The organism is Achromobacter sp. T5-5 (assembly GCF_055397965.1).
This window is the reverse complement of sequence record NZ_AP027919.1, coordinates 3,293,056-3,316,661: the sequence shown is the minus strand read 5'-3', so window position 1 is coordinate 3,316,661 and position 23,606 is coordinate 3,293,056. Positions and strand designations below refer to the sequence as shown.

The window sequence follows — 23,606 nt, the reverse complement described above, 5'->3', positions numbered from 1 at the left end:
GGGCCGGCCCCGGCCTGTTTTGGGGGACGAGAAGCCAAACACGCTGCCCGCCGGCCACGGACACAGGCATGGCACATGGCTTGCGGGGAAGCGGTCATCCAAGGAGACACACCATGAACCAGACGATGAACCCGACAATGGCTGGCGCCGGTCAGGCGCAGGGCGAGACCCGGATCGTGGGCGGACCGAAGCGCGATCCGAGCGGCCCGGGTCCGCAGATCATGGCGGCCGGCACGCTGGAAGGCAATGACGTCTACAACCCCGCCGGCGAATCGCTGGGCAGCATCCAGGACATCATGCTGGACGTGCCGCACGGGCGCATCGCCTACGCGGTGCTGGCGCGCGGCGGCGTGCTGGGTATCGGCGACAAGCTCTACGCCATTCCGTGGAGCGCGCTGACGCTGGATACCGACCGCAAGTGCTTCGTGCTGAATGTGGCCAAGGAGGTGCTCAAGAACGCCGAGGGCTTTGACAAGGACAATTGGCCTAGCATGGCCGATGAGACCTGGGCGCGCGGCATTCATCAGTACTACAACCAGCCCCCTTACTGGTAGGCCCGGACACAGGGAGGTTGGCATGCTCCGTGAAGGCAGATTGATTGCGGTATCCCCTCATTTCAACGACGCCGCGGCCAGTTGCGCGGGCCTGCTCGCGGCACGCCCCGACAGCACCGTGCTCACGGTGTATTCGGGCATGCCGTTGCTGGCCGGGCATGTGAGCGATGCGGACCGCAGCCGCGGGTTCACGAGCGGCCGCCAGGCCGTGCAGGCCCGCCATGCGCTCAGCGATCGAGCCTTGTCCCTGCTGGGCGTGCGCAGTGCGCAGATGGATCTGCTGGACGGGCAGTACCTGGTCAGCGGGGAAGAGGGGCGGCTGACGGGCGCCCTGGCCGCGGCCCTTTCCGCGCTGCGGCCGCGCGTCATCCTGATGCCGCTGGGGCTGGGCCGCGCGGCACACGTGCGCGTATCCGACGCCTGCCTGACCATCCGGGCGCTGTTCCAGCGCGTCGAGTGGATTACTTATGAAGAGGTGGCCGACGGCGAACCCGGTGTCGTCCAGGAACGGCTGGCGTCGTTGCTGCGTCGGCATATCCTGGCATCGCCGATCGACGTCGCGGCGCAGGTCGACATGGCCCGCGCGCGAGACCGCGCGCGGGCGGCAAGGAACTGCCTGGCGGGCAATATCGACGAGGCGGCATTGCCGGCGGCCGCGGCGCAAGGGGCGCCCCATTCCGAGCGCTACTGGCGCCTGTCGTGGCGGAGAGACCAGATTGCATGACCCGGATCCTCCCGAACGCGGCGGCCGGCCTCATCCTTTTCGGCCATTGATGAAAGATTGCGCATCCCGGACGATGCTCGGGTTGCGCCGCGCGCCGCGCGTCGCTATGGTGCAGGGAAGGCGGCGCGCATCGTGCCGCTTACCTACCCAACGCTTTCCCACCCAACTTCGGAAGCCACAATGAGTTCGAATGCAGCCGCCGCGCGCGGCCGGTCGCGCTGGGGCACGGCCCTGGCCATCCTGCTCCTGATCGCCGCGGTGCTCGGGGTCCTGGCGCTGGCCGCGACCCGCGTGGTCGAGCAGCGCATCGCCAGCATCCTCGGGCCGCGCGGCCAGGTCGGCAATGTGCAGGTCGGGCTGCGGCAGGTCGTGCTGACCGATGTCGCCGTGACTGGCGCCTCCGGCCAGCCGGGCGCGCGCGCGCGCCGCGTCGAGCTTGAGCCGGAATGGACGGCCTTCCTGCGGCGCGAGGCCGTGTTCAAGCGCATCGTCGTCGAAGGCTTCGACTTTGCCGTCATGCGCAGTCCGGATGGCGTCATGCAGATCGCGCCGGCGTTGCAGGCCGCGCTTCGCGCGGGCGATGGCGGCGAAGGCAGGTCGCGGCGCGATGGTCCCGTCCACGTCGATGAATTGATCCTGCGCGACGGGCGCCTGGAATACCTGGACGGCGCGGTGTCAAAGCCCCCGCACCGCATTCCCTTCACTGCGGTGCAGGCGCGCCTGCAGCCGCTGGTGATTCCGGGCGACGGCTCGGCCAGCGACATGGCATTCAGCGGCACCGTCCAGGACAACCGAAACGGCGAGGCGACCGTGCGCGCGCAAGGCAAGGTCGTCGTGGGCGGCGCGGACGCCGACATGACCGTGGCGGCGCGCAATATGGATATCCGCTACGCCGCGCCGTACCTGGCCGAGAATGGCGCCGGATCGCTGTCGGGCGGCTCGATGGACCTGGACATGAAGACCTCCATCGTCGAGCGCGAGTTGAAGGCGTCGGGCACCGTCGCGCTGCACAACCTGAAATTCAGCGGGGACGGCAGCCTCTTCAGCCTGCCGCGCAAGGCGGTGTTGGCGGCGCTCAAGGACAAGAGCGGCACGGTGCGCTTCGAATTCGCGCTGTCGGGACGGCTGGATAATCCAAAGTTCTCGGTCACGCGCGGCTTCTCGGCCCAGGTCGCGCAAGGCTTCGGGCATGCCATCGGCGTGGGCGCGGAGGGTGCCGCCGAAGGCGTCGCGGGTGCGGTGAAAGAGCTGGGCAACGCGCTATCGGACCTGTTGACGCCCGAGAAGTCGACGCCCGAGAAGTCGACGCCAGAGAAAAAGCCGTGAGCCGCCTGCGCCGCGGCGCGCGGTTCAAGGCACCGGCCGGGGCCGCCCGACGCGCGCGCCCATGACCATCTCGGTCACCCAGTTCACCAGGATCGACGTGTAGGCCTGCTGCGAGGCCTTGTCGCTCAAGGCATGGTCCGCGCCGTCCAGAATGCGGTGGGTCAGCGAATGCGAGCGCCGGAACGCCGACCGATAGCTCATGATCGTGGAGTGCGGAATGTAGATGTCATGCTCGGCCTCCACGATCAGCACGTCGCCCGTGAACGTGGCGCAGGACGCCAGCGCGCGGTTGCTTTCGGGTTCGATGTGGGTATTGCGATAGGCGCGCAGCGTCTCGCGGTTGAGCTGGTTCTTGGGCAGCATCCATTCATCGTCGCGATACAGCGCGGGCACGTGCAGCGCCAGCCAGCGCACGCGGCGCAGCCCGCTCAGGATGGCGGCCAGGTAGCCGCCGTAGCTGCTGCCCACCACCGCCACCGAGCCGCTGTCGAGCGACGGGTGGGACGCCAGCCGGTCGTAGGCCGCCATGACATCGCGCAGGTTGTCGTCGCGCGAGACCTGCATCTGCTGGGCCTGTGTGGCGGCGTGGCCGCGCAGGTCAAACGTCAGGCACACGCAGCCCAGGGCCGCGATGCCCTTGGCCCGCGCCAGGTCGAATTTCTGGTCGCCGCCCCAGCCGTGTATGAACAGCACGCCGGGCACCTTGCTTTCCGGCGTGAGGAACGTGCCGGCCAGGCGCTGGTCCGCCACTTCGATGTCGATCGGGTCGCTAAATGCGGCCATGGGTTTCCTCCAGGATGCCCCCCGATTTGGTGATCATACCGACGGCGGAATCTTCGCCGCGATACACGTGGTGCTGCGAGGTCGGCGCGGGCTCGTCTGGCCCGTAGCGTTCCCGCGTGAACGCCGCGACATGTTTGAGCGAAGGCGACAGCATGAAGGCCTGCAGCCCGGCGATCTCGGCGATGCTGGCGCCGCCCGCGCGCCAGGATTGTTCGAGCACGCCCGCGCGGGGCGCGCCCTGCGCATTGCGGCCGATGGCGACGTCGTAATTGCGGCGCGACGCAAAAAATGCCGGATAGGCGGTGGACACCGCCGTGTCGTATCGGCAGGCCAGATCCACGGCTTGCCGTTGCTCGCCGGACAGGTCCAACGCCCGCAACTGGTCAAAACCGCCGCGGGCGAGCATCAGCGTCGAACCGCCATAGACCGGCACGCCGTTGTTGTCCGGGGTCAGGCACTGCGTTCCGACATACGACGCCTCCAGCCTGCCCACGCGCACCCAGCCGACGCTGTAGGTTTCGATCTGCGCCAGGTCTTCTTCCAGCACCAGGCCCAGCCGGCGCACCGACGCGGCGTCCTGACCGGCCAGCGCGGCCTGCAGTTCGCGCGTGTCGCGCACGACGATCTGGCCGCGGCCCGCGGTGGCGTCGGCGGGCTTCAGCCGCAACGCTCCATGCCTGAGCAGCCGTTCGCCGGCCCGATGGGCGTCGTCCAGCGTAAAGGCGCTGAATCCGGGCAGGACGACCTCGCTCAGCGTCTCGCCCAGGCTGCGGACCCAGCCCTGCGGCGCCTTGGCCTGGGCGTCCACCAGGCCATGGGTGATGGTCTTCGTGGCCACGAAGGCGTGCGGAGTCACGCCGCCGAACAGGTCGGCGGCGCGCGCGATGCCCAGCTTGCTGGCGCGGGCCAGGCTCGTGATGCTGCGGTCCGGCACGTAATAGGGCGGGGGCTCGCCGCGGTTGCGCGTCGGCCGAAAGCCTGGCGTGAAACGCCGGCCCAGCAGTGCCGCCAGCCGCAAGGCCAGGGCTTCCTGGGAAGCGATTTCGTGTTCGGATGCGCCAGCGCGCCGCGGATAGGCGGCGACCGTGCCGGATGCCTGGGTTTGCGGATGACTCATAGGGGCCTCAAAGCGAACGCCGCGCCTGCGTGGGGGGAGCGGCCTCGTCCTTGCGCCGCCGCAAGCCCAGCCGCAACTCGATCAGGGGATAGGCCGCCAGCGCCAGGCACAGCGGCGCCAACGCATACACCGCGCGGTACGCCAACGCGGCGCCCAGCACCTCGGTCGGCGGAATCTGCGAACCCAGCGCGGCCACGAAAATGGCTTCGGTCGTGCCCAGCCCGCCCGGCACGCGCGTGATGACCGACGCGAAACTGGTGCACAGCAGGATGCCCAGCACGGCGGGATAGCTCGCCTTGCCTTGCAGCAACACGTAGACGATGGCCCCCATGATGGACCAGGACAACGCCGCCACGGCGCACTGGGCCACCGCCATGCGCGCACGCGGCAGCGCGATGTGGTGCCCCATCCAGGTCACGCTGCGCTGCTTCGCCCGCGCGCAGGTCGCCACATAGCCGATACCCAGGGCAAGCAGTCCCACACCCAGTAGCCGCAGCATGCCCGAACCGATTTCCCAGCCTTCCGGCACCGGGACCACGCCCAGCGCGAACAGCGCCCCGGCCAGCCAGGCGTAGCCGATCCAGTTGGAGGCCGCCGCAAACAGGGCCACGCGGGTCGCGACGGACTTGCGGCAGCCCAGCCGCGTGTACAGGCGCAGGCGCGCACCCAGACCGCCGACCAGCACGCCCAGGTTCAGGTTCAGCGCGTAGCTCAGCATCGCCACGCCCAGCGCCTTGGGCGCGGGCAGGTTGTGGCGCGTGTACTTTTTGCCCAGCAGGTCCAGGCTGCCGTAGGCCAGGTAACCCGCGACGACCAGCCCGCCCGCGATCGCGATGGTCTGGCCCGGGATCTTGCGCATCGCGACCCAGACCTGGGGCCAGTCCACCGAGCGGCCGAAGTAATACAGCAGGGCGGCCACCACGATCAGCACCAGCACGGGCAGGACGCGCTTGATGCGGGGCCAACGACGGCGCAAGGCCCGCATGGGCGACGTATGGAGAATCTTCATGCCGTCTCCCGGCCCGTGTCTGGGGTGACCGTCTGCAGGTGCGGCTTGTGCGCGGGCAGGCTGCCGGCCCAGGCGGGGAAGCGCCGCAGGAAGTGGAACACCACCACGCCCAGCCACAGGCGGCGCAGCCGGCGCCGCGAGTTCTTGGGCATTTCCACCGGCCGGCAATCCTCCGCGATCAGCCGGTCCAGGCTTTGGCGCAGGTCGGCGTTCAGCGAGGCGTCGCGCACCACCACGTTCGCCTCCAGGTTCAGCGCGAGGCTCAGGGGGTCCAGGTTGCTGGAGCCTATCGTCGACCAGTCGTCGTCCACGCACGCCACCTTGCCGTGCAGCGGGCGCTTGCAGTATTCATAGATCTGCACGCCCGAGTCCATCAGGTAGTCGTAGAGCATCGACGCCGCCAGGCGGGCGACGAGCACGTCGGGTTCGCCCTGCAGCAGCAGCCGCACGCGCACGCCGCGCCGGGCCGCTTTGACCAGATCGCGCAGCAGGTGGTAGCCGGGAAAGAAATACGCATTGGCGATGAGCACGTCGGACCGCGCCGAGCGCACGCCCGCGCGGTAATAGCGTTCGATGTCGCTGCGATGGCTGTCGTTGTCGCGCACCACCAGCCGGCCGCCGCCATCTCCGGCGGGCAGGGGGTCCAGCCGCGCCGGGCGCCGCCGCAACCGTCGCCGGCCTTCGCCCAGCGCGGCGCGCGCATAGTCGGCGATGTCGGCCGCCAGCGGCCCTTCGACCAGGACGGCATAGTCCTGTTTGGCCTCGGGACCGTATTCGGGCAGGTGATCCGCCGAAAAATTGATGCCGCCGATGAAAGAGCGTTCCCGGTCCACCGCCACGATCTTGCGGTGCATGCGCCGGAAGACGTTCGTGCGCACACCCAGAAAGCGCGGCCGCGGGTCGAACACGTGAAAGCGCACGCCGGCCTCGGTCATGGCGCCGATGAAGGCGTCGCTGAGCTCGTCGGACCCGTAACCATCCACCAAGAGATCCACGCTGACGCCGCGCCGGGCGGCCCGGATCAGGGCTTGCTGGATTTCCTGGCCGACGGCGTCGTCGAACAGGATGAAGGTTTCCACCAGCACCTCGCTCTGCGCGGCGTCGACGGCCTCCACGACGGCAGGAAAGTACTCCGTGCCGTTTTCCAGCAAGGTATATCGGTTGTTTTCACGCCAGCCGAGGTTCATAGCGCAATCTCCGCGCAGATAGGCACATGATCGGAAAGGCGCGACCACACGCGAGACGCCAGCGGCACCGGCTGCCAGTCGCGCACGCCGCGCACATAGATGCGGTCCAGCCGCAGCAGGGGCCAGCGCGCCGGAAAGGTCCGGGCGGGGCGGCCCAGCCGCGAGGTGAACACCTCGCGCGTCCCGCAGTCGCGCATCAGCGTGTCCGCGCGCAGGCGCCAGTCGTTGAAGTCGCCCGCGATGAGCAGCGGCTCGTCTTCCGGCACTCCGTGAGTGACCAGTTCGCACAGCTGGCGCAGTTGCGCGCCCCGGTGGCGTTCCAGCAGGCCCAGATGCACGCAGATCGCGTGCACCGGCGAAGCGAGGGACGGCGGGCGCAGCACGCAGTGCAACAGCCCGCGGCCTTCGTGGCCATCAACGCTCACGTCGTGGTTCTGATGGGTTTCGATCGGATAGCGCGACAGGATGGCGTTGCCGTGGTGGCCTTCGGGATAGACGGCGTTGCGGCCGTAGGCGTAGTCCGTCCACAGCGTGTCGGCAAGGAATTCGTACTGCGACTGGTCCGGCCAGGACTCATGCCTTTCCGCGTGGGTCTGGTGTTCGCCCAGGACCTCCTGCAGGAAGACCACGTCCGGCGCGGCGGTGCGCAGCGCTTCACGCAGATCGTGCAGCATGAAGCGGCGGTTGAAGCTGGTGAAGCCCTTGTGGGTATTGACCGACAGCACCGTCAGCGTCGTGGCGTCGATGTAATGCGAAGCGGGCATGAAAACTCCGGCGGTTACGATCTGCCGGATGGAGCAAGCGGCGTGCCCGCCACGTAACAAACTATGTGCGCGATCGGCTGCGGCCGCGCGCGTGGATGCGCGGCCGGCCCGGATCCGGCCTAATGTCCCGCGCTGGCGCCCGGCTGCGCGTAGCGGCCGACCAGGGTCGCGCTGGCCTGATTCAGTCCCACCACGTCGACCTGCCGGCCGGCCCGGCGCAGCTTGAGCGACACTTTGTCCAGTTCACCCACGGCCGAAATGTCCCAGAAATGCGCATCCGTCAGGTCGATAACGACGCGGTCCACGGCCTCATGGAAGTCGATCGCCGCGGAAAACCGGGACGCCGACGCAAAGAAGACCTGCCCCGAGACCCGGTAGGTGCGGGTGCGGCCATCGTCGGACAGCGACGTGCCGATGGCGAGCAGTCCTTTCACCTTGCTGGCAAAGAACAGACCGCTCAGCACCACCCCGACCAGGACGCCGCGGGCCAGATCGTGGGTCCACACGACCACGGCCACGGTGGCCAGCATGACCACCGAGGACTGCCAGGGGTGCGAGCCCAGGTTGCGGATCGATCGCCAGTTGAACGTGCCGATCGACACCATGATCATCACGGCCACCAGCGCCGGCATGGGAATCTGCGCCACCAGCGGACCCAGCGCCACGATCAGGAACAGCAGGAACACGCCGGCCACAAAGGTGGACAGGCGGGTCCGGCCCCCGGAGCGGACATTGATGACGGACTGCCCGATCATGGCGCATCCGCCCATCCCGCCCAGAAAGCCCGTGACGATGTTGGCGATGCCCTGGCCCCTGCATTCGCGTCGCTTGTCGCTGGGCGTATCGGTCATGTCGTCGACGATCTGCGCCGTCATCATCGATTCCAGCAGCCCGACCGCCGCCATCGTCAGCGAGTACGGCAGGATGATGCGCAGCGTCTCCAGCGTGAAGGGCACGTCCGGAATCATGAACGCGGGCAGGGTGGAGGGCAGGGCGCCCATATCGCCCACCTTGTTGACGTCCAGGCCGGCATAGATGGACACGGCGGTCATCACGATGATGGCGACCAGCGGCGACGGCACCGCGGTGGTAAGCCTGGGCAGCAGGTAGATGACGGCCAGCGCGGCCGCGACCATGGCGTAGGTGATCCATGTCACGCCAATCAGCTGCGGAAGCTGCGCCATGAAGATCAGGATGGCCAGCGCGTTCACAAAGCCCGTCACCACGGAACGGGACACGTACTGCATCAGCAGGTCCAGCCGCAGGAAGCCGGCCACGATCTGCAACAGCCCCATGAGGACTGTGGCGGCAAACAGATAGCCGATGCCGTGCTCGCGCACCAGCGGCGCGACCAGGACGGCCACGGCCGCGGTCGCCGCCGAAATCATGCCGGGCCGTCCGCCCGTGAACGCAATGATGAGCGCGATGGAGAACGAGGCATACAGCCCCACGCCGGGGTCCACGCCCGCGATGATCGAAAAGCCGATGGCTTCCGGGATCAGGGCAAGCGCGACCAGCACGCCCGAAAGAATGTCCGCGCGCGGATTGGCCATCCATTCACGGCGCAATCTGGAAAGAACTGTCATGGATTTGGGTAAGTTGAATTGAGCAAGCGGGGCGTGGTCGCGCTGCGCGGCGTGCGCGTCAGGGTTGGGCGAGCGCCCTGGAGTGCTTGAGGGTTGTCCGAGGGATAGGCGCCCGGCCGAGCCACCCGGCAAGCCGGGTCCATCCAACACCGCGACGGCGTCGCGGCCGCGCATCCGTTGCGGATGCGGCGACCGGGATTGTACCTGCGTCGTATTTGCCTTGTGCCAGCCAAGGCGCCGCCGCGCCGGGAGCGTCCGCGTGACCGGCGGCCGGTCCTGCAGGATCCCCTAGCCAGGGCTCAGGCACGCGACTTGCCCCTGGGTGCCTGCCGATCCCGCGTCAGGGCGACGCGCCAGGTTCTCCTGGCGTGGCCGCCGCCGGGCCACCGTTGCCGATGAAGGAGCCATCATGAAGAACCGAAAGATGTATCTTTGCGCCGCTGCGCTGACCTGCCTGCTCGCCACGTCCGTGTCGGCGCAAACCGTCGAGAAAACGCTGGTCGCCCAGACCAAGACGGCCGAGGCGGATGTCCGCAAGACCAGCCAGCCCAAACCGGACCATCCGGCCGGGCAGCGCGAAAAAGTGGCGAAGGGCAAAGAGGGATGCGCCGTAACCTGACGCCCCTGTCCGCCACCGCGCGCGACGGGCCCGGGGCCGTCCCTTCGGGCGGCGATCCGGCCGGGTCCGCGCGGCCGGGTTTTGATTTCAGGTAGTATTCAGTTTCCTGTAAGCAAGAGAGCACGGCGGAGTGTCCGGACTTGTGCTGCCCCGGCAGCCCGGCGCCATCCGCCATTTATGAACGACGACCCCCCTCCTAGCAGGGCGCCGCATCCTGACTGCCGGCGCCCGACGTCCCCTCCCGATTTTGCCGCGGCAAGCGATGCCTGGCCGCGCGCCGTTCCCCTCACCGCCATGACGGCCACCCCGCGCCTGGGCGGCCGCGCGCCGCCGCGCCCGCTGGCGCCGCCGCCTGCGCGGCACGCATTCGACATTTCCCTTCTCCGCCGTCGCGCCCCCGTTGCGCGCGGCCTTACGTTTTCCGTGGAAACCTGATGATTTTCGACTGGATGTCCGACCCCACCGCCTGGCTTGGCCTGGCGACGCTGGTCGTGCTTGAGATTGTGCTGGGTATCGACAACCTGGTGTTCATCGCCATCCTGGCGGACAAGCTGCCGCCCGAACAGCGCAACCGCGCGCGCCTGATCGGCCTGACGCTGGCGCTGGTGATGCGCCTGGGACTGCTCGCCAGCATCGCCTGGGTGGTGACCCTGACGGCGCCGCTCTTTACGGTATTGGGCGCGGAAATTTCCGGACGGGACCTGATATTGATCCTGGGCGGGGCTTTTCTGCTCTTCAAGGGCACGATGGAGCTGCACGAGCGCGTCGAAGGCAGCGCCAGCCATGACTCGGCGCAAAAGCCCCAGCACGCCGTCTTCTGGCAGGTCATTCTGCAGATCGTGGTGCTGGACGCCGTGTTCTCGCTGGACTCGGTCATTACCGCCGTGGGCATGGTGCAGGACCTGAGCATCATGATGATCGCCGTGGTCGTCGCGATGGCCGTCATGATGGTCGCCAGCCGCCCCTTGATGGCCTTCGTCGGCCGGCACCCGACGGTGGTAATCCTGTGCCTCGGCCTTCTGCTGATGATCGGCTTCAGTCTGGTGGCCGAGGGCCTGGGCTTCCATGTGCCCAAGGGTTATCTGTACGCGGCCATCGGCTTCTCCATCCTGATCGAGCTTTGCAACCAGCTCGCTCGCCGCAACCGTGCCCGCGGCACGCACGCCCTGGGCCGCCGCCAGCGCACGGCGCAGGCGGTGCTGCGCCTGTTGCGCGGCGGACGCGCCGGCCAGCCGATGTCGCAGGTGGATGATGTCGTGGCCCTGGTCGACGGGGCGGGCGACGAGCCCGCGTTCGCGCCGGAGGAAAGCTCGATGATCGAGCGCGTGCTGTCCATCGGCGCCCGCGACGTGCGCGCCATCATGGTCCCTCGCGGCGACGTGATCTGGCTCGACGTGACCGACACGCCGGACCGCATCGTCCGCAAATTCTCCAGCGGGCACTCGCGCCTGCCGCTGTGCGCGGGCGATCCGGCCAACGTGCTGGGCGTGCTGCACTTCAAGGACGTGCTGCCGCTGCTGCAGAACCCGGGGCCGATCGACCTCGTCGAACTGGCGCGCGAGCCGCGCTACGTGCTGGAGACCACGCCCGTGCTCAAGGTGCTGGACGAACTGCGCGCCTCGCGCGACCACATGCTGATCGTGGTGGATGAACACGGCGTGTGCGAGGGCCTGGTCACGCCCCTGGACGTGCTGACGGCGGTGGCGGGCGACCTGCCCGAACACAGGGAAGACCTGCCCGAGGCCTTGCAGCTGTCGGACGGTTCCTGGCTGCTGGGCGGGCGCCTGTCGGTGGACGAAGCCGCGCGCCTGCTCGCTGCGCCGGCGCTTGCCGACGACTATCCCGATGCCACGCTTGCCGGTTGCCTGCTACGAGCGGGCGGCCGGATTCCGGACGCGGGCGACATCGTGATGCTGCGCGATTGGGGCTTTGAAGTGACGCGGCGCGATGGCCTGCGCATCGACCAGGTGCATGCGCGCCCGCGCCAGCCGGAGCCCAGCGCGGCCGATTGATGCTCAGCTGCAGATGCGCCGCCACGGCGACCGGTTCACCGGGCAATACCCCGGGCACCGCGTTGCCACGGCCTTGCCGCTCAGGCATTGCGCATTCGACTCGGTAAAGCCGTACTGCATGTTGCCGTAACACCCGCACAGTTCCAGCACGGTGCCGGGCGGATGGGGCTGGGGTTCTGGCGCAAGCTTGGCGGCCGGCTTTGCGGACGGGTTTGCGGACGGGTTTGCTGTCGGTTTTGCGGCGGGTTTGGAGCCGCTGGCGGACGAGGCCGCGGGCGACGGCGGCGCCTCGGCGGCAGGCGGGGTGCGGGCGGGCGGCGGGGTCTCGGGCTGCGCCCGCTTGGACTTCGCCTCGCCCGTTTCCAGGCGGTCCTTCACGGCCGCAACCGTCATGCCGCAGCGCTTGGCGATCGTCGCCACGCTGCGCCCCGCGTCCGCCATCCCGCGCAGGGTCTTGTCGCTGCATGCCGCCTGCGATGCCGCCGGGACCAGCAAACCCAGCCACAGCAGCGCGCACGCGATGGTTCCTGACCTGCACAGCGTCATGACACGCCTCCCGCACCGTGGTGCGCCGGGGCAGGACGACACCCCTGTTGGACCGCAAGTGCGGCCTAGCGTAGAGCGGCTAAATCGTGGGTGTCAATGCGGCGCGATCGTATCGCCAGAATGGGTTGCGCCTGCCCCCGGCGGCAGGGCAGGCGGCCGCCATCCGGCTGGTATCCGCGGACAGCCGGACTGCGCGGTGCGGCCGCAACGCGCTCAGGCGGTCATTTCCGGCACGGCGGCCGCGAACGGAATGCGGTCCAGCGCAAGCGCCGCCTCCCGGCGAGCCTGCGCGAGCCACTCGGGACCGCGCGCGGTGCCTTCCACGGCCAGGAACGTCACCTGCGTCAGGCCGATGGTGGCCAGCACGTGCCGCAGATAGGGCGTCAGGAAGTCGGGTTGCCGCGCCTCGTCGCCACGGAACGCGCCACCGGAGGCAATCGCCACGTAGACGGGCCGGTCCGCCAGCAGGCCCACCTTGCCCTGCGGCGTGATGTGGAACGTGTTGCGCACGCGGACGACATGGTCCAGCCAGGCCTTCAGCGCCGAAGGCACGGTGAAGTTGTGCATGGGCGTGGCGATCACGATATGGCTGGCGTCTTCCAGCATCCGGATCATGTCGTCGGACGCCTTCAGCGACCCGCGTCCGAGCACGTCGGCGCCGGGGTCCGCGGGCGCGGCCAGGGCGCTTGCATAGTCGCTGTCCGCATGGGCGAGGGCAGTGGCATCGACCTCGACCACGTCCAGGCCGCCGGCCGGGCGGGCCTGCAGCAGGCGCTCGACGATGCGCTGCGACAGCCGATAGCTTTCCGAGTCCAGCCCCCGCGGGCTGCAACGGATGCGAAGAATGCTCATGAAGTGGTTCCTTTCAAGGGTTTGCTGAACCGGATGGCGCTGGTCAACAGGCCCTGCCGGAAGTAAAAGCGCTGCGCCAGCGCGTTGCCCAGCCCGGTATCGAGCACGAGCCGGGTGCAGTCCGTGGCCCGCGCCAGATCGTCCAGTGCGCCGAGCAACTGGGCGCCCCAGCGGCTGCCGCGCGCGGAGGACTCGACCACCAGGTCGTCGACATACAGGAAGCGGCCGTAGATCAGGTTTTCCTGGTAGCGGTAGCCGGCCAGCGCCACCGCGCGCCCGTCGTTTACCGCGGCCAGCAAGCGATAGTTTTCGCGGTGCATGCGGGCCAGGCGCTGGACGAATTCGTCCGCGTCGGCCAGATGGGGCCGCAGTTCCTGCATCAGCGGCAGGCAGGCCCGCCATTCGTCCGGGGATTCCAGGTGGCGCAAGGCCGGATGTGGGGTGGGCGTGGTCATGGATCAGTACCGATAGTCGGGGCAGCGAGGAAGCGCTGCAGCAGATGTACGAATCTTAAAAAGCGCATGCCATAATTTGAAGGGCCATAAATATGCTTTTGGACTATGCCATGATCGCTGCCACGCCCGACGGGCTGCACTCGGTTTCCGAAACCGCCGCCCACCCGCTCTACCGCCAGGTCTACGAGCGCTTTCGCGGCGCCATCGCCGAAGGCACGCTCAAGCCCGGCGACCGCATTCCGTCGGCGCGCGCCCTCGCCAAGGAAATCGGCGTGGCGCGCGGCACCATCGAGGTCGCCTATTCGCTGCTCGCGGCCGAAGGCTATATCCAGGCGCGCGGCCAGGCCGGCACCATCGTGTCGCCCAACCTGCAACCGGTGGCGCACGCCGCGCCCGCGCCCAGGGCCCGGCCCGCCGAGGTCCAGGAGGACAACTGGCAGCAGCCCGCCGCGCTGATGCCCTTTCAGATGGGGCTGCCCGCGCTGGACGCCTTTCCGCGCAAGATCTGGGCGCGGCTGGGCGCGCGGCACCTGCGCGCGATGCAGCCGCCGGAGCTGGGCTATCCCGATCCCGCAGGCCTGCTGGCGCTCAGGACGGCGACCGCCGCCTACCTGCAGGTGGCGCGCGGCATCCAGTGCAGCCCGATGCAGGTGTTCATCACGTCCGGCTACCACCACACCATGCAGCTCATCATGCAGGCGCTGTTCAAGCCCGGCGATGCGGTCTGGGTCGAAGACCCGGGCTATCCGCCCACGCGGGCGCTGCTGGCGCAGGCCGGCATGCAGGCGGTGCCGGTGCGCGTGGACGCCGAGGGTCTGGTGGTGGAGGCGGGCATCGCCCTGGAGCCGCGCGCCAGGGCGGCGGTCGTGACGCCCGCGCACCAGAGCCCGCTTTGCCTGTCGCTGTCGCTGCCCCGGCGCCAGGCGCTTCTGGATTGGGCCGAGCGCAGCAGCGCGTGGATCGTCGAGGACGACTACGACGGCGAGTACCGCTACGTCGGCCGTCCATTGCCCGCCTTGAAAAGCCTGGATCGCCAGGGCCGCGTGCTGTATTCGGGGACGTTCAGCAAAGTGCTGTTTCCCGGCCTGCGCCTGGCCTACCTGGTCGTGCCCGAAGAGCAGGCGCCGCGATTCGATCGCCTCTGCCGGCTGCTGGCCGGCGGCGCGCCCGCACTGACGCAGGCGATCCTGGCTTCATTCATCAACGAGGGCCATTTTGGGCGCCATATCCAGCGCATGCGGCGGCTGTACGGCGAACGGCGCAACGCGACGGCGGCGGCCCTGTCCGCCGTGCTGGGCAACCGGCTGCGCATCGATCCCCAGCCGGGCGGCATGCATCTGGTGGCGCGCCTGGAGGGCTATCACACCGACCGCGCGCTGGCGGCGCGCATGCTCGAAAACGGCCTGTACGCGCACGCCTTGTCGCGCTGGTCGGCGGCCCCCGATGCCCGCTCCGGCCTGCTCATGAGCTTCACCAATATCGCGTCGGCGCAGCAGGCGCAGGACCTGGCCCGGCGCATCCTGCCGCTCATGTGAGCGGACAGGGGTGAACGGAAAGGGTGAACGCCGGGCGGCGGGGCTCAGTTCAGGCCGGCCTTGTCCAGCCCATAGGCCTGGTCCGCCGATCCGGGCACGGTGCGAAAGCCCACATTCAGGCGATTCCAGCCGTTGATGGCCACGACCAGGAAGCTCAGGTCCGACAACTCGCTTTCCGAGAAGTGGGCGCGGACGGATTCGTAGATCTCGTCGGGCACGCCGTGCGGGGCCAAGGCGGTCAGCGCCTCGGTCCATTCCAGCGCGGCGCGTTCGCGCGGCGAAAAGAGCGTCGATTCGCGCCAGATCGCGACATGATGCAGGCGCAGCGCCCGTTCGCCCTTGATCGTGGCTTCCTTTACATGCATGTCCAGGCAGAATCCGCAGCCGTTGATCTGCGAGGCGCGGATGTCGACCAGATGGCCGAGCTCCTGGACCACAGCCGTCTTCTTGAGCGCCATGCTGAAGTCCAGATATTTCTTGGACAGCACTTCGGATACCTGGAAATAATTCACGCGCTGGGTCATGGTCATGCCTTTCTGAAAGGTCGGTGATAGGGGAGACAGGCGCATGATGCGGCCCGTTGGCCCAAGCCGGAAGTGCCATGAAGCGGCTTTCGATATGGGCCATGTTGCGACCGGGCAAACACGCCTTGGGCGCGCGCCGTTGACATTTATCCGATTGAATCCCCGGCGCGGCCCGGCTATAAGCTTGGATCTGGGGCCTGAAAATCGTCACCCCGCCTGTCCAAGACGCCCGAGCCGATGCCGCATCCATCCCCCCATGACGAACACGTCGACAGCAAACCGGCGACAGGCGCCCGCGTCCATGGCGGACGCGGATCCTGTCTCGAAGTCTTCCTGGTGTTCCTGCGCCTGGGCTTCACGTCCTTCGGCGGCCCGGTCGCCCACCTGGGCTACTTCCGCGCCGAGTTCGTCGACCGCCGCCGATGGCTGGACGACTACGCCTTCTCGGATCTCGTGGCCTTGTGCCAATTTCTGCCGGGGCCGGCCAGCAGCCAGGTCGGCATGGCGATCGGACTGCGCCGGGCCGGCTGGTCCGGCATGCTGGCCGCCTGGGTGGCGTTCACGCTGCCGTCCGCGCTGGCGCTGATCGGCTTTGCGATGGGCCTTTCCCACTATGGCTGGCTATCGGGATCGGCGGCGATACAGGGGCTGAAGGTGGCCGCCGTGGCCATCGTCGCCCAGGCAGTCTGGGGCATGGGGCGCTCCCTGTGTCCAGACCGGTCCCGCGCCGCCCTCGCGGTGGGCGCGGCGCTGCTCACCGTGGTGCTGCCCAACGCGTTTGCCCAGATGGCGGCCGTTCTGCTGGGCGCGGTGCTGGGCGCGGTCTTCCTGCAATTGCCGCCGCGGCCCATCCTGTCCCAGGGCGCTTCGGGCGTGCCGCGCGGCGCGGCCCTGGCCGCGCTGGGCATCTTCGCGGCGCTGATGGCGGGCCTGCCGCTTTGGGCATTGATGTCGGACAGCGCGCTGGCTGGCCAGATCGCGGACTTCTACCGTGCCGGCGCGCTGGTCTTCGGCGGCGGGCACGTGGTGCTGCCGCTGCTGGAGACCGCGTCGGTCTCGTCGGGCATGGTGTCCAGCGCGGATTTCCTGGCGGGTTATGGCGCGGCGCAGGCCGTGCCCGGCCCGTTGTTCACCTTCGCGGCGTTCCTGGGCGCGCTGTCGGCGGGCCCCTTGTCTGGCTGGGCGGGCGGGCTGACGCTGCTGTGCGTCATCTTCCTGCCGGGCGCCTTGCTGCTGACCGCGGCCCTGCCGTTCTGGGACACGCTGCGGCGCCGGCCCGGCGTGCGCAACATGGTGGCGGGCGTGAACGCCAGCGTGGTCGGCATCCTGCTGGGCGCGCTGTACGACCCCGTCTGGACCAGCGCCATCCTCGGCAAGGCCGACTTCGCCCTTGCGCTGCTCCTGTTCGCGCTGCTGGTCTACGCCCGTTGGTCGCCCCTGTGGGTGGTGCTGCTGGCCGCGGCCAGCGGCTGGACACTGGGATGGCTGGTCTAGCCCTGGCCGCGCGGCCGCTCCCGGCGTGGCCTCATGCGCCCCAGCGGGCGGGGCGCTTTTGCAGGAAGGCGTCGATGCCTTCGCACGCGTCGGCCTCCATCATGTTGCGGGCCATGACGTCGCCCGCATAGTCGTAGGCGTCGGCCAGCGCCATCTGACGCTGCTGGTAGAACATGCGCTTGCCGTAACGCACCGCCGTCGGGCTCTTGGACAGGATGTCGTCCACCAGCGCACGCACCCGTGCGTCCAGCTCGCTCTCGGGCACCGCATCGTTGATCAGCCCCCAGTCCGCCGCCTGGCCGGCATCGATGAAACGCGCCGTCATCAGCATCTCGAAGGCGCGCTTGGCCGATACATTGCGCGTCAACGCGACGGCTGGCGTCGCGCAGAACAGGCCCACGTTGATGCCGGACACGGCGAACTTCGCGGTATCGGCGGCGACCGCCAGATCGCAGCTCGCGACCAACTGGCAACCCGCCGCCGTCGCGATGCCGTGCACTTTGGCGATTACGGGCACCGGCAGCGCCTGCAAGCCCTGCATGACGCGTCCGCATTGGCGAAACAGCGCGCGGTAGTAATCCAGGTCGGGCTGGCTGCGCATCTCGCGCAGGTCATGGCCCGCGCAAAACGCACGCCCGGCAGATTCCAGCACCACGCAGCGCAGGTCCGGGTCCCTCGCCAGCCTGTCGATCTCCTGTTGCAGGGCCGCCAGCAGCGCCTCGGACAAGGCATTGAACTGGGATGGCCGGTTCAGGCGCAGCGTGACCACGCCGGCTTGGGCGGTGGACAGCAGCAGCGGTTCGTCCGCGGATTTTTCGATGGACATGTCGCCTCCAGAAAGGGTGTTCCTGGATACTAGCGCACCCTGCGGGCCGCGCCCCGGCGTTCAGGAACCGGCCGCCAGGCGCCGTCCCAGCGCGGGGGCCAGCAACAGCAGCGGCGCCACGATCACGGCGCCGATCAGGGCCATGGCCGCCTGCGGCGCCATGCCGCTGTCCAGCAGCACGGTCGCAATGACCGCCGAACCGCTCATCTGGAACAGCCCGTAGACCGCCGCGGCAGTGCCCGCCCGGTCTGCAAAGGGCTCCAGCGCCAGGCTCAGGCCCGACCCCAGCGCGAGCGAGAATCCCACGGTCAGCACGCACACGGGCAGCATGAAGATCCACGCGGAAACCGGCGCCCACAGCCATGCGCAGACATGCATGGCCGACGCCAGCAGCAGGGCGGCCATGCCGACGCGCACCATGGTGTAGCGGCCGTAGCGCGCGATAAAGGCGGGCGCCACGAAGAACGCCGCGATATTGATCGCCGCATTGCCCCCGAACCAGGCGGAAAACCCCAGCTCGGAATAGCCGAGCTGCTGCACCAGCACCACTGGCGCAGCCGACACGAACACCAGGATCATCGCCATGCCCGCCATGCCGAACAGGGCGAAATACAGAAACCGGCCGCTCGCCACGATGGGCGCATAGCGGGGCAGGCTGTAGAGCGCGCCGGGCCGGTGCGCCGGCTTGGCGCGGGTCTCCTCGAACCGCAGGGCGAGCAGCGCCGCCAGCGCCAGCGAGAACAGCGCCATAAACACGAACGTGCTGCGCCACCCGGCATGCACCGCCAGCACGCCGCCCACCATCGGAGCCAGCGCCGGCACCGAGCACAGCGCCCCGTTCAGATAGCTGTACACGCGCGCGCCGACCGCCGGGCTGAAGCAATCGCGCACGGCGGCAAACGCCACCAGCGACGCCGAACATGCGCCCAGTCCCTGGATGACGCGCGCCGCGTAAAAGACATCGAGCGAATTCGCGACCGCGCCCAGCGCGGAGCCCAGCAGATAGGCCAGCGCGCCGCACAGGGCCACCGGCCGCCTGCCATAGCGGTCGGCCAGCGGTCCGATCAGCACTTGTCCCACGCCCACCGCAAAGATGAATAGCGTGATGCTGGCCTGCAGTGCGCCGATCGGCTCGCCAAAAGCGAGCGCCATGGCGGGCAGGGAGGGCAGGTAGATGTCGATGGCCATCGGCGTGAGCGTGACCAGTCCCATCAGCAGACCGATCAGCCAGCGCTGGCCTCGGGGCGTCAAGGCAGACTTCATTGCAGGCTCTGGGTCATTGCAGACCCGGGAAAACCCGACATTATCCATGATCGCCCGCGCGCGGGCTGGCGTAGAATGCCTGTCCCATGAGCCCGCCCGCCTTGCGCCCTCGCATCGTCATCCTGTATTGCACACAGTGCCAGTGGCTGTTGCGCGCCGCCTGGATGGCGCAGGAACTGCTCTCCACGTTTTCGACCGACCTGGGCGAAGTCGCGCTGCAGGCCGGCACCGGCGGCATTTTCCAGATCACCTACAACGGCGATCTCATCTGGGACCGCAAGCGCGACGGCGGCTTTCCCGACGCCAAGGTCCTGAAACAGCGCGTGCGCGACCGGCTCGACCCGGGCCGCTCGCTGGGCCACATCGACGCCCACGGTGCCGCTCCGGCCCCCGAGGCCGACCTCTGAACCGCCGCGCGGCTTTCCATTGCTGACCCTCGGGGGCAGCGGCTCGTTCTGCCTTCAATCTCGCAGGTCAATCCCGGGTTCCACGCGGGCCACGATTAAAGCTGGCTATTTTCACCATCATTGTGCTAAAATCTTTTATCTATCGGCAAAATTATAAGAACAAGCTTTTTGCAAACCAGCCGATGGCAATCTTTCCCGGCGCCGCCACGTTCCTGAATGCTCCCCCGCGTCCGCGGCATTCATGGCCCGCCTGAATCTGTGCGCAATGCTCGGCGGGGGAAGCCATGCGCCTGTCCAGGAGCATGCTTATGTCTCATCAATTGACTGCCAAGAAGGGAAGCTTCGAGATCCCCCCGCTGAATTGGAAGGCGCCCGACGCCAACAAGCAGTCTGACCGCCGCGACACCACGTCCCGCGACGCCGACACATCCAAGAAGGCGCAAGCCTCGCACGACAAGGCATAAGCCTCGCTCAACCCAGGGTGCGCTGCTGGACCTGGTTGCGCCCATTCAACTTCGCCAGATACAGGAGTTCGTCCGCGGCCCGGAACAGGCCGCTGGCGGATTCCGCCTGGCTCCACGATACGCAGGCCACGCCAAAGCTGGCCGTCAGGTTGAACGTGACGCCGTTCTCCGACGTGACGGCGCAAGCGCAGATGCGGGCGCGCAGGCGCTCAGCCATCTCCACCGCTTGCTGCGCGCTGCGTGTGCGGCACAGCAGCGCAAATTCCTCCCCGCCCACACGCGCCACGACGTCCTGCTGCCGCCAGGTCGTGCGGCATAGCTCGGCGACGGCCTTCAACGCCAGATCGCCGCTTGCGTGGCCATGGGTGTCATTGATGGATTTGAAGTGGTCGATGTCGAACAGGACCAACGCCAGCATTGGCCGGTTTTCGTCCCACAGGGCACGTATCGCCTGAAAGCGCGTCTCGAAGGCGCGCCGGTTCAGCAGCCCCGTCAGGTAGTCTGTTTCCGCCATGTGGGCCAGGTCCTCTATCAGCCGGTCCCGTTCAGCCTGCAGGCGCATTTGCGCGGCGGCGTTCCGCTTGAGCACCCGCAAGGCATTGAATACCTCTTGCACTTCGCCATGGTGCCCGCCGGAGGGGATCCGGGCCGGCGCCAGGCCGTTCGCAATCGCGCTGATGATGCGCGTGGCCAGTGCGAAGGGCTGGATCACCCGCGTCCTGAACTGCACCAGCGCTACCGCCAGGGCAGCCGCCAGCAGGGCGGTCGCCGCCAGGGTCACCGCCAACAGCCGCGCCGCGCCCGCACGATGCGCGTCGATGTGGCGTTCCATCTCGTCCAGCAGCACATCCCGGAACTCGGTGATCGCCCCCATCAGCGGCACATACGTCGTGGCGACTGCCTGCGTCGTGACGGACGCCTCCGATTGCCGCGACGCCTCCTCACGCACCCACGCCAGATACGCCAGTCCCTCCCCGAAATAACGCCGTTCCATCCGCGCCTGTGCGTCGGACGCCCGCGCATCCCGGTAGCTGGCCATGCGGCCATCGATCAGCGCGCGCAACTCGTCGATCCGGCCCAGCACGCGCTCAATGCGGAACTGTTCCTCGGCAGTCAGTTTCCGGTGCCTGCCCAATGCGGGCGTGAAGGTGGACCCCAGCAGGCCCGCTTGTTCGCGCAGCTCGCTGGCCAGGAGTGCCAGCGACAGCAGGCTAGGTGCATTGGCTTCGCTGCGCATGACCAGCCCGGCATTGGCGGCCAGACTCGCCTGCCACATCGGAACGATGCGCACCATGGCGCTGACCGACTCCCAAAGCATCTGACTCGACAACGCGTCGCGCGGCGTGGCGATGCGTATATCGATCTCCCGCCGTGCGTCGGCCAGCGCCCGGCGTATCCGCTCGATCTCCGCGCGCTTGCCTTCATCATCGGGCGCGGAATGCAGCGCCAGCAGCGCGTCGACCAGCCTGTCGGTGCCAGCGCGCGCCGCGCCCAGGTTTGCCAGCACCGAATCCGGCACGGGCAGGGGCGAGCCCAGGGCGGCGTTCATCGGTCCGCGTTCGGCCGACGTAAACTCCATGACCCGGATGGTGGCGCGCACCGATCCGAATGCCTGCCGCGCCTCCGACGCCGCGCTGTAAGAGCGCCAGCTCTGGAACAGAAGGATGCCGGCCAGCACCCCCACCAACAACAGCACGCCTGCGGCCAGCGCGACGAAATGACGTTCCAGGGATTTGGGCGCGACGGCGGGGCGCAACATACTCGGCAAGCAGATCCATGCGAAGTCGAAGCCGCGCAGGATACTGTAAATGCCGACGCGACGAACGCTGTTTGAGCAATTCGTGCGGCATTTCAATCTATTCCAGCAATACTATGTCGCTGAAACTCGGTTAATTGCAATTTCCTGCGCAAATTTGCATCGACGCCGCTTTGCTGATGTGACTGGCGCACCTGCGCCAGCCCCGCTCATGCGCCGTGCATCACCACGCGATTGCGCCCCTGCTGCTTGGCCGCATACAGCGCCGCATCGGCGGCCCGGAACGTTTCGTCCACGTCGGGCCCGCTCGATGTCCAATGGGCCACGCCGGCCGAGATCGTGACGCGGCTGGCCCCGCGCAATTCCCGCGAGGCGATATGCACCCGCAGCCTGTCGGCGACATTGGCCGCTTCGCGGGGGCCGACGCCCGGCAGCAGGATCAGGAACTCCTCGCCCCCGCTGCGGCAAAGCACGTCCGAGGGCCGCGAGCACTCGCGCATGATCTGCGCCATGTCGCGGATCACCTCATCGCCGGCATTGTGGCCATAGGTGTCGTTGATCTGCTTGAAATGGTCGATGTCCAGCGCCACGACCGAAAACGGCGTGGCGCGGGCCTGCATCAGCTCCACGGCGTCCTGCGTGCCGCGGCGATTGCGCAGCCCCGTCAGCGGATCCGTAATGCTGGCGAGATTCAGCTTGCCGATCTTGTCCTGCAGGCTGGTGAAACTGGCGATCACCGCGCGCTTGAGCCGTTCTGCCTCGAAATACCAGGCCCTCACCGATTGCACCCGCTGCATCGCAACGTCCACGTCCTGGTGTTCCACCGTCGTGGCCAGTTGCGACAGGGGCAGCGAGATCATGCGGGCGCACCACCAGATGGCCAGCAGGAACGCCACGGCCAGCGGCGCTGCATAACCCAGCAGCGCCCAGATCAGATCATGGATCGGCTCCAGCGTGACCTTCGCGGGGCGTTGCGCCACCACGCCCCAGCCGCTCGTCGGCACCGGCGCATAGCCCGCCAGCATGTCCACGCCCTTGGTATTGACCACGCGCATCGCGCCGGCCTCGCCCTTGACCACGGCGGCGACGACCGGATTGGACAGCACCGTTTCTCCCACGCGCTCGCTGTCGGTGTGATAGATGAGCCGCCCATCTCCGTCCACCACATACAGATAAGAGCCGTCATGGTAGTGATGCTTGCCCAGCAGCTCGTGCAGGGCGCTTTCGTTGCGCAGGTAGAGCGAGCCGGCGACGTAGCCCAGGTACGCGCCATCGCCCGAGTAGATGGGGTGGGAGACATTGATCATCAGGTTGCCGGCGATGGACACATAGGGCTTGCTGATCAGGGGCTGCCGGGTGCGCAGCGCCTCGCGGCTGCCCGGCGTATCAATCTGGGTGCCCAGGAAGCTGCGGAACGTCTGTGTCGTCGCCAGAATCGTGCCATCCGCGCTGACGACGCCCACCGAATTGAAGCTGTCTGTCTGCTGCTGAACGCGCATGACCTCGGCGGCAAGCCGATCGGGCGACCCGATCCGTTCCGGCATGTGCCGTGCGCTGTATGCCAACTGCTGCTGCGCCGATCTCAGGAAGCCGCCCGCGCTTTCCGCCAGCTTCACCGCATACACGCGGTTCGATTCAAGCGTGTTCTCGATCAACTGCTCGCGCTGCACGAGGTAGCTGGCATACAGGGCATTGGCCGTGGCCGCGATGGCGCTGAAGACGGTAAGCGCAAGCACTAGCCCGCGGAGATTGATTTGCATGGGATCGGAACGGGCAGGGGACGAGCCGGCGCCCCGCCGTGGC

At 68.1% G+C, this 23,606-nt stretch carries 23 protein-coding genes and 1 other annotated feature; of the genes, 9 read left to right on the top strand and 14 right to left on the bottom strand.

Features of this window, described 5'->3' with window-relative positions:
* Positions 1-113 precede the first annotated feature (113 nt).
* The 3 genes from ACZ50Q_RS15085 to ACZ50Q_RS15075 all read left to right on the top strand — a co-directional run bounded on the left by ACZ50Q_RS15085 (position 114) and on the right by ACZ50Q_RS15075 (position 2,604).
* Positions 114-554 carry a PRC-barrel domain-containing protein gene (locus ACZ50Q_RS15085; protein WP_464078835.1) on the top strand — a complete coding sequence of 147 codons (441 nt, stop codon included), beginning with the start codon at positions 114-116 and terminating at the stop codon, positions 552-554.
* Positions 555-576: 22 nt separating this feature from the next.
* On the top strand, positions 577-1,278 hold the full coding sequence (locus ACZ50Q_RS15080; RefSeq protein WP_464078834.1) for a PIG-L deacetylase family protein: 702 nt from the start codon (positions 577-579) through the stop codon (positions 1,276-1,278).
* Between the two features lie 180 nt (positions 1,279-1,458).
* On the top strand, positions 1,459-2,604 hold the full coding sequence (locus ACZ50Q_RS15075; protein ID WP_464078833.1) for a DUF748 domain-containing protein: 1,146 nt from the start codon (positions 1,459-1,461) through the stop codon (positions 2,602-2,604).
* Between the two features lie 24 nt (positions 2,605-2,628).
* Here the strand turns inward: ACZ50Q_RS15075 and ACZ50Q_RS15070 are convergent, their stop codons facing one another.
* The 6 genes from ACZ50Q_RS15070 to ACZ50Q_RS15045 form a co-directional block, all read right to left on the bottom strand.
* Positions 2,629-3,387, bottom strand: coding sequence for an alpha/beta hydrolase family protein (locus ACZ50Q_RS15070; protein WP_464078832.1), 759 nt, complete (start codon positions 3,385-3,387; stop codon positions 2,629-2,631).
* Complete coding sequence (locus ACZ50Q_RS15065; RefSeq protein ID WP_464078831.1) at positions 3,374-4,504, bottom strand: DUF3182 family protein; 1,131 nt, start codon at positions 4,502-4,504, stop codon at positions 3,374-3,376. Before ACZ50Q_RS15065 ends, ACZ50Q_RS15070 begins: the two co-directional genes overlap by 14 nt.
* A gap of 7 nt (positions 4,505-4,511) precedes the next feature.
* Positions 4,512-5,513 carry a lysylphosphatidylglycerol synthase domain-containing protein gene (locus ACZ50Q_RS15060; RefSeq protein ID WP_464078830.1) on the bottom strand — a complete coding sequence of 334 codons (1,002 nt, stop codon included), beginning with the start codon at positions 5,511-5,513 and terminating at the stop codon, positions 4,512-4,514.
* On the bottom strand, positions 5,510-6,700 hold the full coding sequence (clsB, locus tag ACZ50Q_RS15055; RefSeq protein ID WP_464078829.1) for a cardiolipin synthase ClsB: 1,191 nt from the start codon (positions 6,698-6,700) through the stop codon (positions 5,510-5,512). Before clsB ends, ACZ50Q_RS15060 begins: the two co-directional genes overlap by 4 nt.
* Positions 6,697-7,464 (bottom strand): endonuclease/exonuclease/phosphatase family protein, encoded by a 768-nt coding sequence (locus tag ACZ50Q_RS15050; protein WP_464078828.1) that lies wholly within the window; start codon positions 7,462-7,464, stop codon positions 6,697-6,699. Before ACZ50Q_RS15050 ends, clsB begins: the two co-directional genes overlap by 4 nt.
* Positions 7,465-7,583: 119 nt before the next feature.
* Positions 7,584-9,050, bottom strand: coding sequence for a SulP family inorganic anion transporter (locus ACZ50Q_RS15045; protein ID WP_464078827.1), 1,467 nt, complete (start codon positions 9,048-9,050; stop codon positions 7,584-7,586).
* A gap of 91 nt (positions 9,051-9,141) precedes the next feature.
* Positions 9,142-9,194: a sequence feature (sul1 is cis-regulatory element that is thought to sense ions involved in sulfur or methionine metabolism; They are found in Alphaproteobacteria), on the bottom strand.
* Positions 9,195-9,459: 265 nt separating this feature from the next.
* On the opposite strand from ACZ50Q_RS15045, the gene ACZ50Q_RS15040 reads away from it, so the two are divergent.
* Positions 9,460-9,669, top strand: coding sequence for a hypothetical protein (locus ACZ50Q_RS15040; protein ID WP_092575900.1), 210 nt, complete (start codon positions 9,460-9,462; stop codon positions 9,667-9,669).
* Between the two features lie 434 nt (positions 9,670-10,103).
* Positions 10,104-11,681 (top strand): TerC family protein, encoded by a 1,578-nt coding sequence (locus tag ACZ50Q_RS15035; RefSeq protein ID WP_464078826.1) that lies wholly within the window; start codon positions 10,104-10,106, stop codon positions 11,679-11,681.
* Between the two features lie 3 nt (positions 11,682-11,684).
* Here ACZ50Q_RS15035 and ACZ50Q_RS15030 read toward each other — a convergent pair whose 3' ends face one another.
* The 3 genes from ACZ50Q_RS15030 to ACZ50Q_RS15020 all read right to left on the bottom strand — a co-directional run bounded on the left by ACZ50Q_RS15030 (position 11,685) and on the right by ACZ50Q_RS15020 (position 13,534).
* Entirely contained in the window at positions 11,685-12,227 is a 543-nt protein-coding gene (locus ACZ50Q_RS15030) for a hypothetical protein (RefSeq protein ID WP_464078825.1), read from the bottom strand.
* A 213-nt stretch (positions 12,228-12,440) separates the two neighbouring features.
* Positions 12,441-13,079 (bottom strand): FMN-dependent NADH-azoreductase, encoded by a 639-nt coding sequence (locus ACZ50Q_RS15025; protein WP_464078824.1) that lies wholly within the window; start codon positions 13,077-13,079, stop codon positions 12,441-12,443.
* Positions 13,076-13,534, bottom strand: a complete 459-nt coding sequence (locus ACZ50Q_RS15020; protein WP_464078823.1) for a GNAT family N-acetyltransferase — start codon at positions 13,532-13,534, stop codon at positions 13,076-13,078. The genes ACZ50Q_RS15025 and ACZ50Q_RS15020 overlap by 4 nt, the downstream gene beginning before the upstream one ends.
* Before the next feature lie 110 nt (positions 13,535-13,644).
* Here ACZ50Q_RS15020 and pdxR point away from each other — a divergent pair, with 110 nt between their 5' ends.
* Positions 13,645-15,069 (top strand): MocR-like pyridoxine biosynthesis transcription factor PdxR, encoded by a 1,425-nt coding sequence (gene pdxR, locus ACZ50Q_RS15015; protein WP_464078822.1) that lies wholly within the window; start codon positions 13,645-13,647, stop codon positions 15,067-15,069.
* Between the two features lie 44 nt (positions 15,070-15,113).
* Here the strand turns inward: pdxR and ACZ50Q_RS15010 are convergent, their stop codons facing one another.
* On the bottom strand, positions 15,114-15,593 hold the full coding sequence (locus ACZ50Q_RS15010; RefSeq protein ID WP_464082000.1) for a carboxymuconolactone decarboxylase family protein: 480 nt from the start codon (positions 15,591-15,593) through the stop codon (positions 15,114-15,116).
* A gap of 237 nt (positions 15,594-15,830) precedes the next feature.
* Between ACZ50Q_RS15010 and chrA the strand changes: the two genes are divergently transcribed.
* Positions 15,831-17,087, top strand: coding sequence for a chromate efflux transporter (gene chrA, locus ACZ50Q_RS15005; protein WP_464078821.1), 1,257 nt, complete (start codon positions 15,831-15,833; stop codon positions 17,085-17,087).
* A gap of 31 nt (positions 17,088-17,118) precedes the next feature.
* On the opposite strand, the gene ACZ50Q_RS15000 is transcribed toward chrA, so the two are convergent.
* Both ACZ50Q_RS15000 and ACZ50Q_RS14995 read right to left on the bottom strand, forming a co-directional pair.
* A complete protein-coding gene (locus ACZ50Q_RS15000; RefSeq protein WP_464078820.1) occupies positions 17,119-17,913 on the bottom strand; it encodes an enoyl-CoA hydratase in 795 nt (264 codons plus the stop codon).
* A gap of 60 nt (positions 17,914-17,973) precedes the next feature.
* Complete coding sequence (locus tag ACZ50Q_RS14995) at positions 17,974-19,176, bottom strand: multidrug effflux MFS transporter (protein WP_464078819.1); 1,203 nt, start codon at positions 19,174-19,176, stop codon at positions 17,974-17,976.
* An 86-nt stretch (positions 19,177-19,262) separates the two neighbouring features.
* Between ACZ50Q_RS14995 and ACZ50Q_RS14990 the strand changes: the two genes are divergently transcribed.
* Entirely contained in the window at positions 19,263-19,583 is a 321-nt protein-coding gene (locus tag ACZ50Q_RS14990; RefSeq protein ID WP_464078818.1) for an Rdx family protein, read from the top strand.
* Positions 19,584-19,891: 308 nt separating this feature from the next.
* On the top strand, positions 19,892-20,047 hold the full coding sequence (locus ACZ50Q_RS14985; protein WP_172805886.1) for a hypothetical protein: 156 nt from the start codon (positions 19,892-19,894) through the stop codon (positions 20,045-20,047).
* 7 nt (positions 20,048-20,054) lie between these two features.
* On the opposite strand, the gene ACZ50Q_RS14980 is transcribed toward ACZ50Q_RS14985, so the two are convergent.
* Together ACZ50Q_RS14980 and ACZ50Q_RS14975 are read right to left on the bottom strand one after the other, a co-directional pair.
* A complete protein-coding gene (locus ACZ50Q_RS14980; protein WP_464078817.1) occupies positions 20,055-21,902 on the bottom strand; it encodes a GGDEF domain-containing protein in 1,848 nt (615 codons plus the stop codon).
* A gap of 110 nt (positions 21,903-22,012) precedes the next feature.
* Positions 22,013-23,563, bottom strand: coding sequence for a sensor domain-containing diguanylate cyclase (locus ACZ50Q_RS14975; protein ID WP_464078816.1), 1,551 nt, complete (start codon positions 23,561-23,563; stop codon positions 22,013-22,015).
* Positions 23,564-23,606: the final 43 nt, after the last annotated feature.

What these genes read in the sequence shown, in the direction of transcription:
- ACZ50Q_RS15085 (WP_464078835.1), top strand. Translation starts at nt 114, where the DNA reads ATGAACCAGACGATGAACCCGACAATGGCTGGCGCCGGTCAGGCGCAG.
- ACZ50Q_RS15080 (WP_464078834.1), top strand. Translation starts at nt 577, where the DNA reads ATGCTCCGTGAAGGCAGATTGATTGCGGTATCCCCTCATTTCAACGAC.
- ACZ50Q_RS15075 (WP_464078833.1), top strand. Translation starts at nt 1,459, where the DNA reads ATGAGTTCGAATGCAGCCGCCGCGCGCGGCCGGTCGCGCTGGGGCACG.
- ACZ50Q_RS15070 (WP_464078832.1), bottom strand. Translation starts at nt 3,387, where the DNA reads ATGGCCGCATTTAGCGACCCGATCGACATCGAAGTGGCGGACCAGCGC.
- ACZ50Q_RS15065 (WP_464078831.1), bottom strand. Translation starts at nt 4,504, where the DNA reads ATGAGTCATCCGCAAACCCAGGCATCCGGCACGGTCGCCGCCTATCCG.
- ACZ50Q_RS15060 (WP_464078830.1), bottom strand. Translation starts at nt 5,513, where the DNA reads ATGAAGATTCTCCATACGTCGCCCATGCGGGCCTTGCGCCGTCGTTGG.
- clsB (WP_464078829.1), bottom strand. Translation starts at nt 6,700, where the DNA reads ATGAACCTCGGCTGGCGTGAAAACAACCGATATACCTTGCTGGAAAAC.
- ACZ50Q_RS15050 (WP_464078828.1), bottom strand. Translation starts at nt 7,464, where the DNA reads ATGCCCGCTTCGCATTACATCGACGCCACGACGCTGACGGTGCTGTCG.
- ACZ50Q_RS15045 (WP_464078827.1), bottom strand. Translation starts at nt 9,050, where the DNA reads ATGACAGTTCTTTCCAGATTGCGCCGTGAATGGATGGCCAATCCGCGC.
- ACZ50Q_RS15040 (WP_092575900.1), top strand. Translation starts at nt 9,460, where the DNA reads ATGAAGAACCGAAAGATGTATCTTTGCGCCGCTGCGCTGACCTGCCTG.
- ACZ50Q_RS15035 (WP_464078826.1), top strand. Translation starts at nt 10,104, where the DNA reads ATGATTTTCGACTGGATGTCCGACCCCACCGCCTGGCTTGGCCTGGCG.
- ACZ50Q_RS15030 (WP_464078825.1), bottom strand. Translation starts at nt 12,227, where the DNA reads ATGACGCTGTGCAGGTCAGGAACCATCGCGTGCGCGCTGCTGTGGCTG.
- ACZ50Q_RS15025 (WP_464078824.1), bottom strand. Translation starts at nt 13,079, where the DNA reads ATGAGCATTCTTCGCATCCGTTGCAGCCCGCGGGGGCTGGACTCGGAA.
- ACZ50Q_RS15020 (WP_464078823.1), bottom strand. Translation starts at nt 13,534, where the DNA reads ATGACCACGCCCACCCCACATCCGGCCTTGCGCCACCTGGAATCCCCG.
- pdxR (WP_464078822.1), top strand. Translation starts at nt 13,645, where the DNA reads ATGATCGCTGCCACGCCCGACGGGCTGCACTCGGTTTCCGAAACCGCC.
- ACZ50Q_RS15010 (WP_464082000.1), bottom strand. Translation starts at nt 15,593, where the DNA reads ATGACCCAGCGCGTGAATTATTTCCAGGTATCCGAAGTGCTGTCCAAG.
- chrA (WP_464078821.1), top strand. Translation starts at nt 15,831, where the DNA reads ATGCCGCATCCATCCCCCCATGACGAACACGTCGACAGCAAACCGGCG.
- ACZ50Q_RS15000 (WP_464078820.1), bottom strand. Translation starts at nt 17,913, where the DNA reads ATGTCCATCGAAAAATCCGCGGACGAACCGCTGCTGCTGTCCACCGCC.
- ACZ50Q_RS14995 (WP_464078819.1), bottom strand. Translation starts at nt 19,176, where the DNA reads ATGAAGTCTGCCTTGACGCCCCGAGGCCAGCGCTGGCTGATCGGTCTG.
- ACZ50Q_RS14990 (WP_464078818.1), top strand. Translation starts at nt 19,263, where the DNA reads ATGAGCCCGCCCGCCTTGCGCCCTCGCATCGTCATCCTGTATTGCACA.
- ACZ50Q_RS14985 (WP_172805886.1), top strand. Translation starts at nt 19,892, where the DNA reads ATGTCTCATCAATTGACTGCCAAGAAGGGAAGCTTCGAGATCCCCCCG.
- ACZ50Q_RS14975 (WP_464078816.1), bottom strand. Translation starts at nt 23,563, where the DNA reads ATGCAAATCAATCTCCGCGGGCTAGTGCTTGCGCTTACCGTCTTCAGC.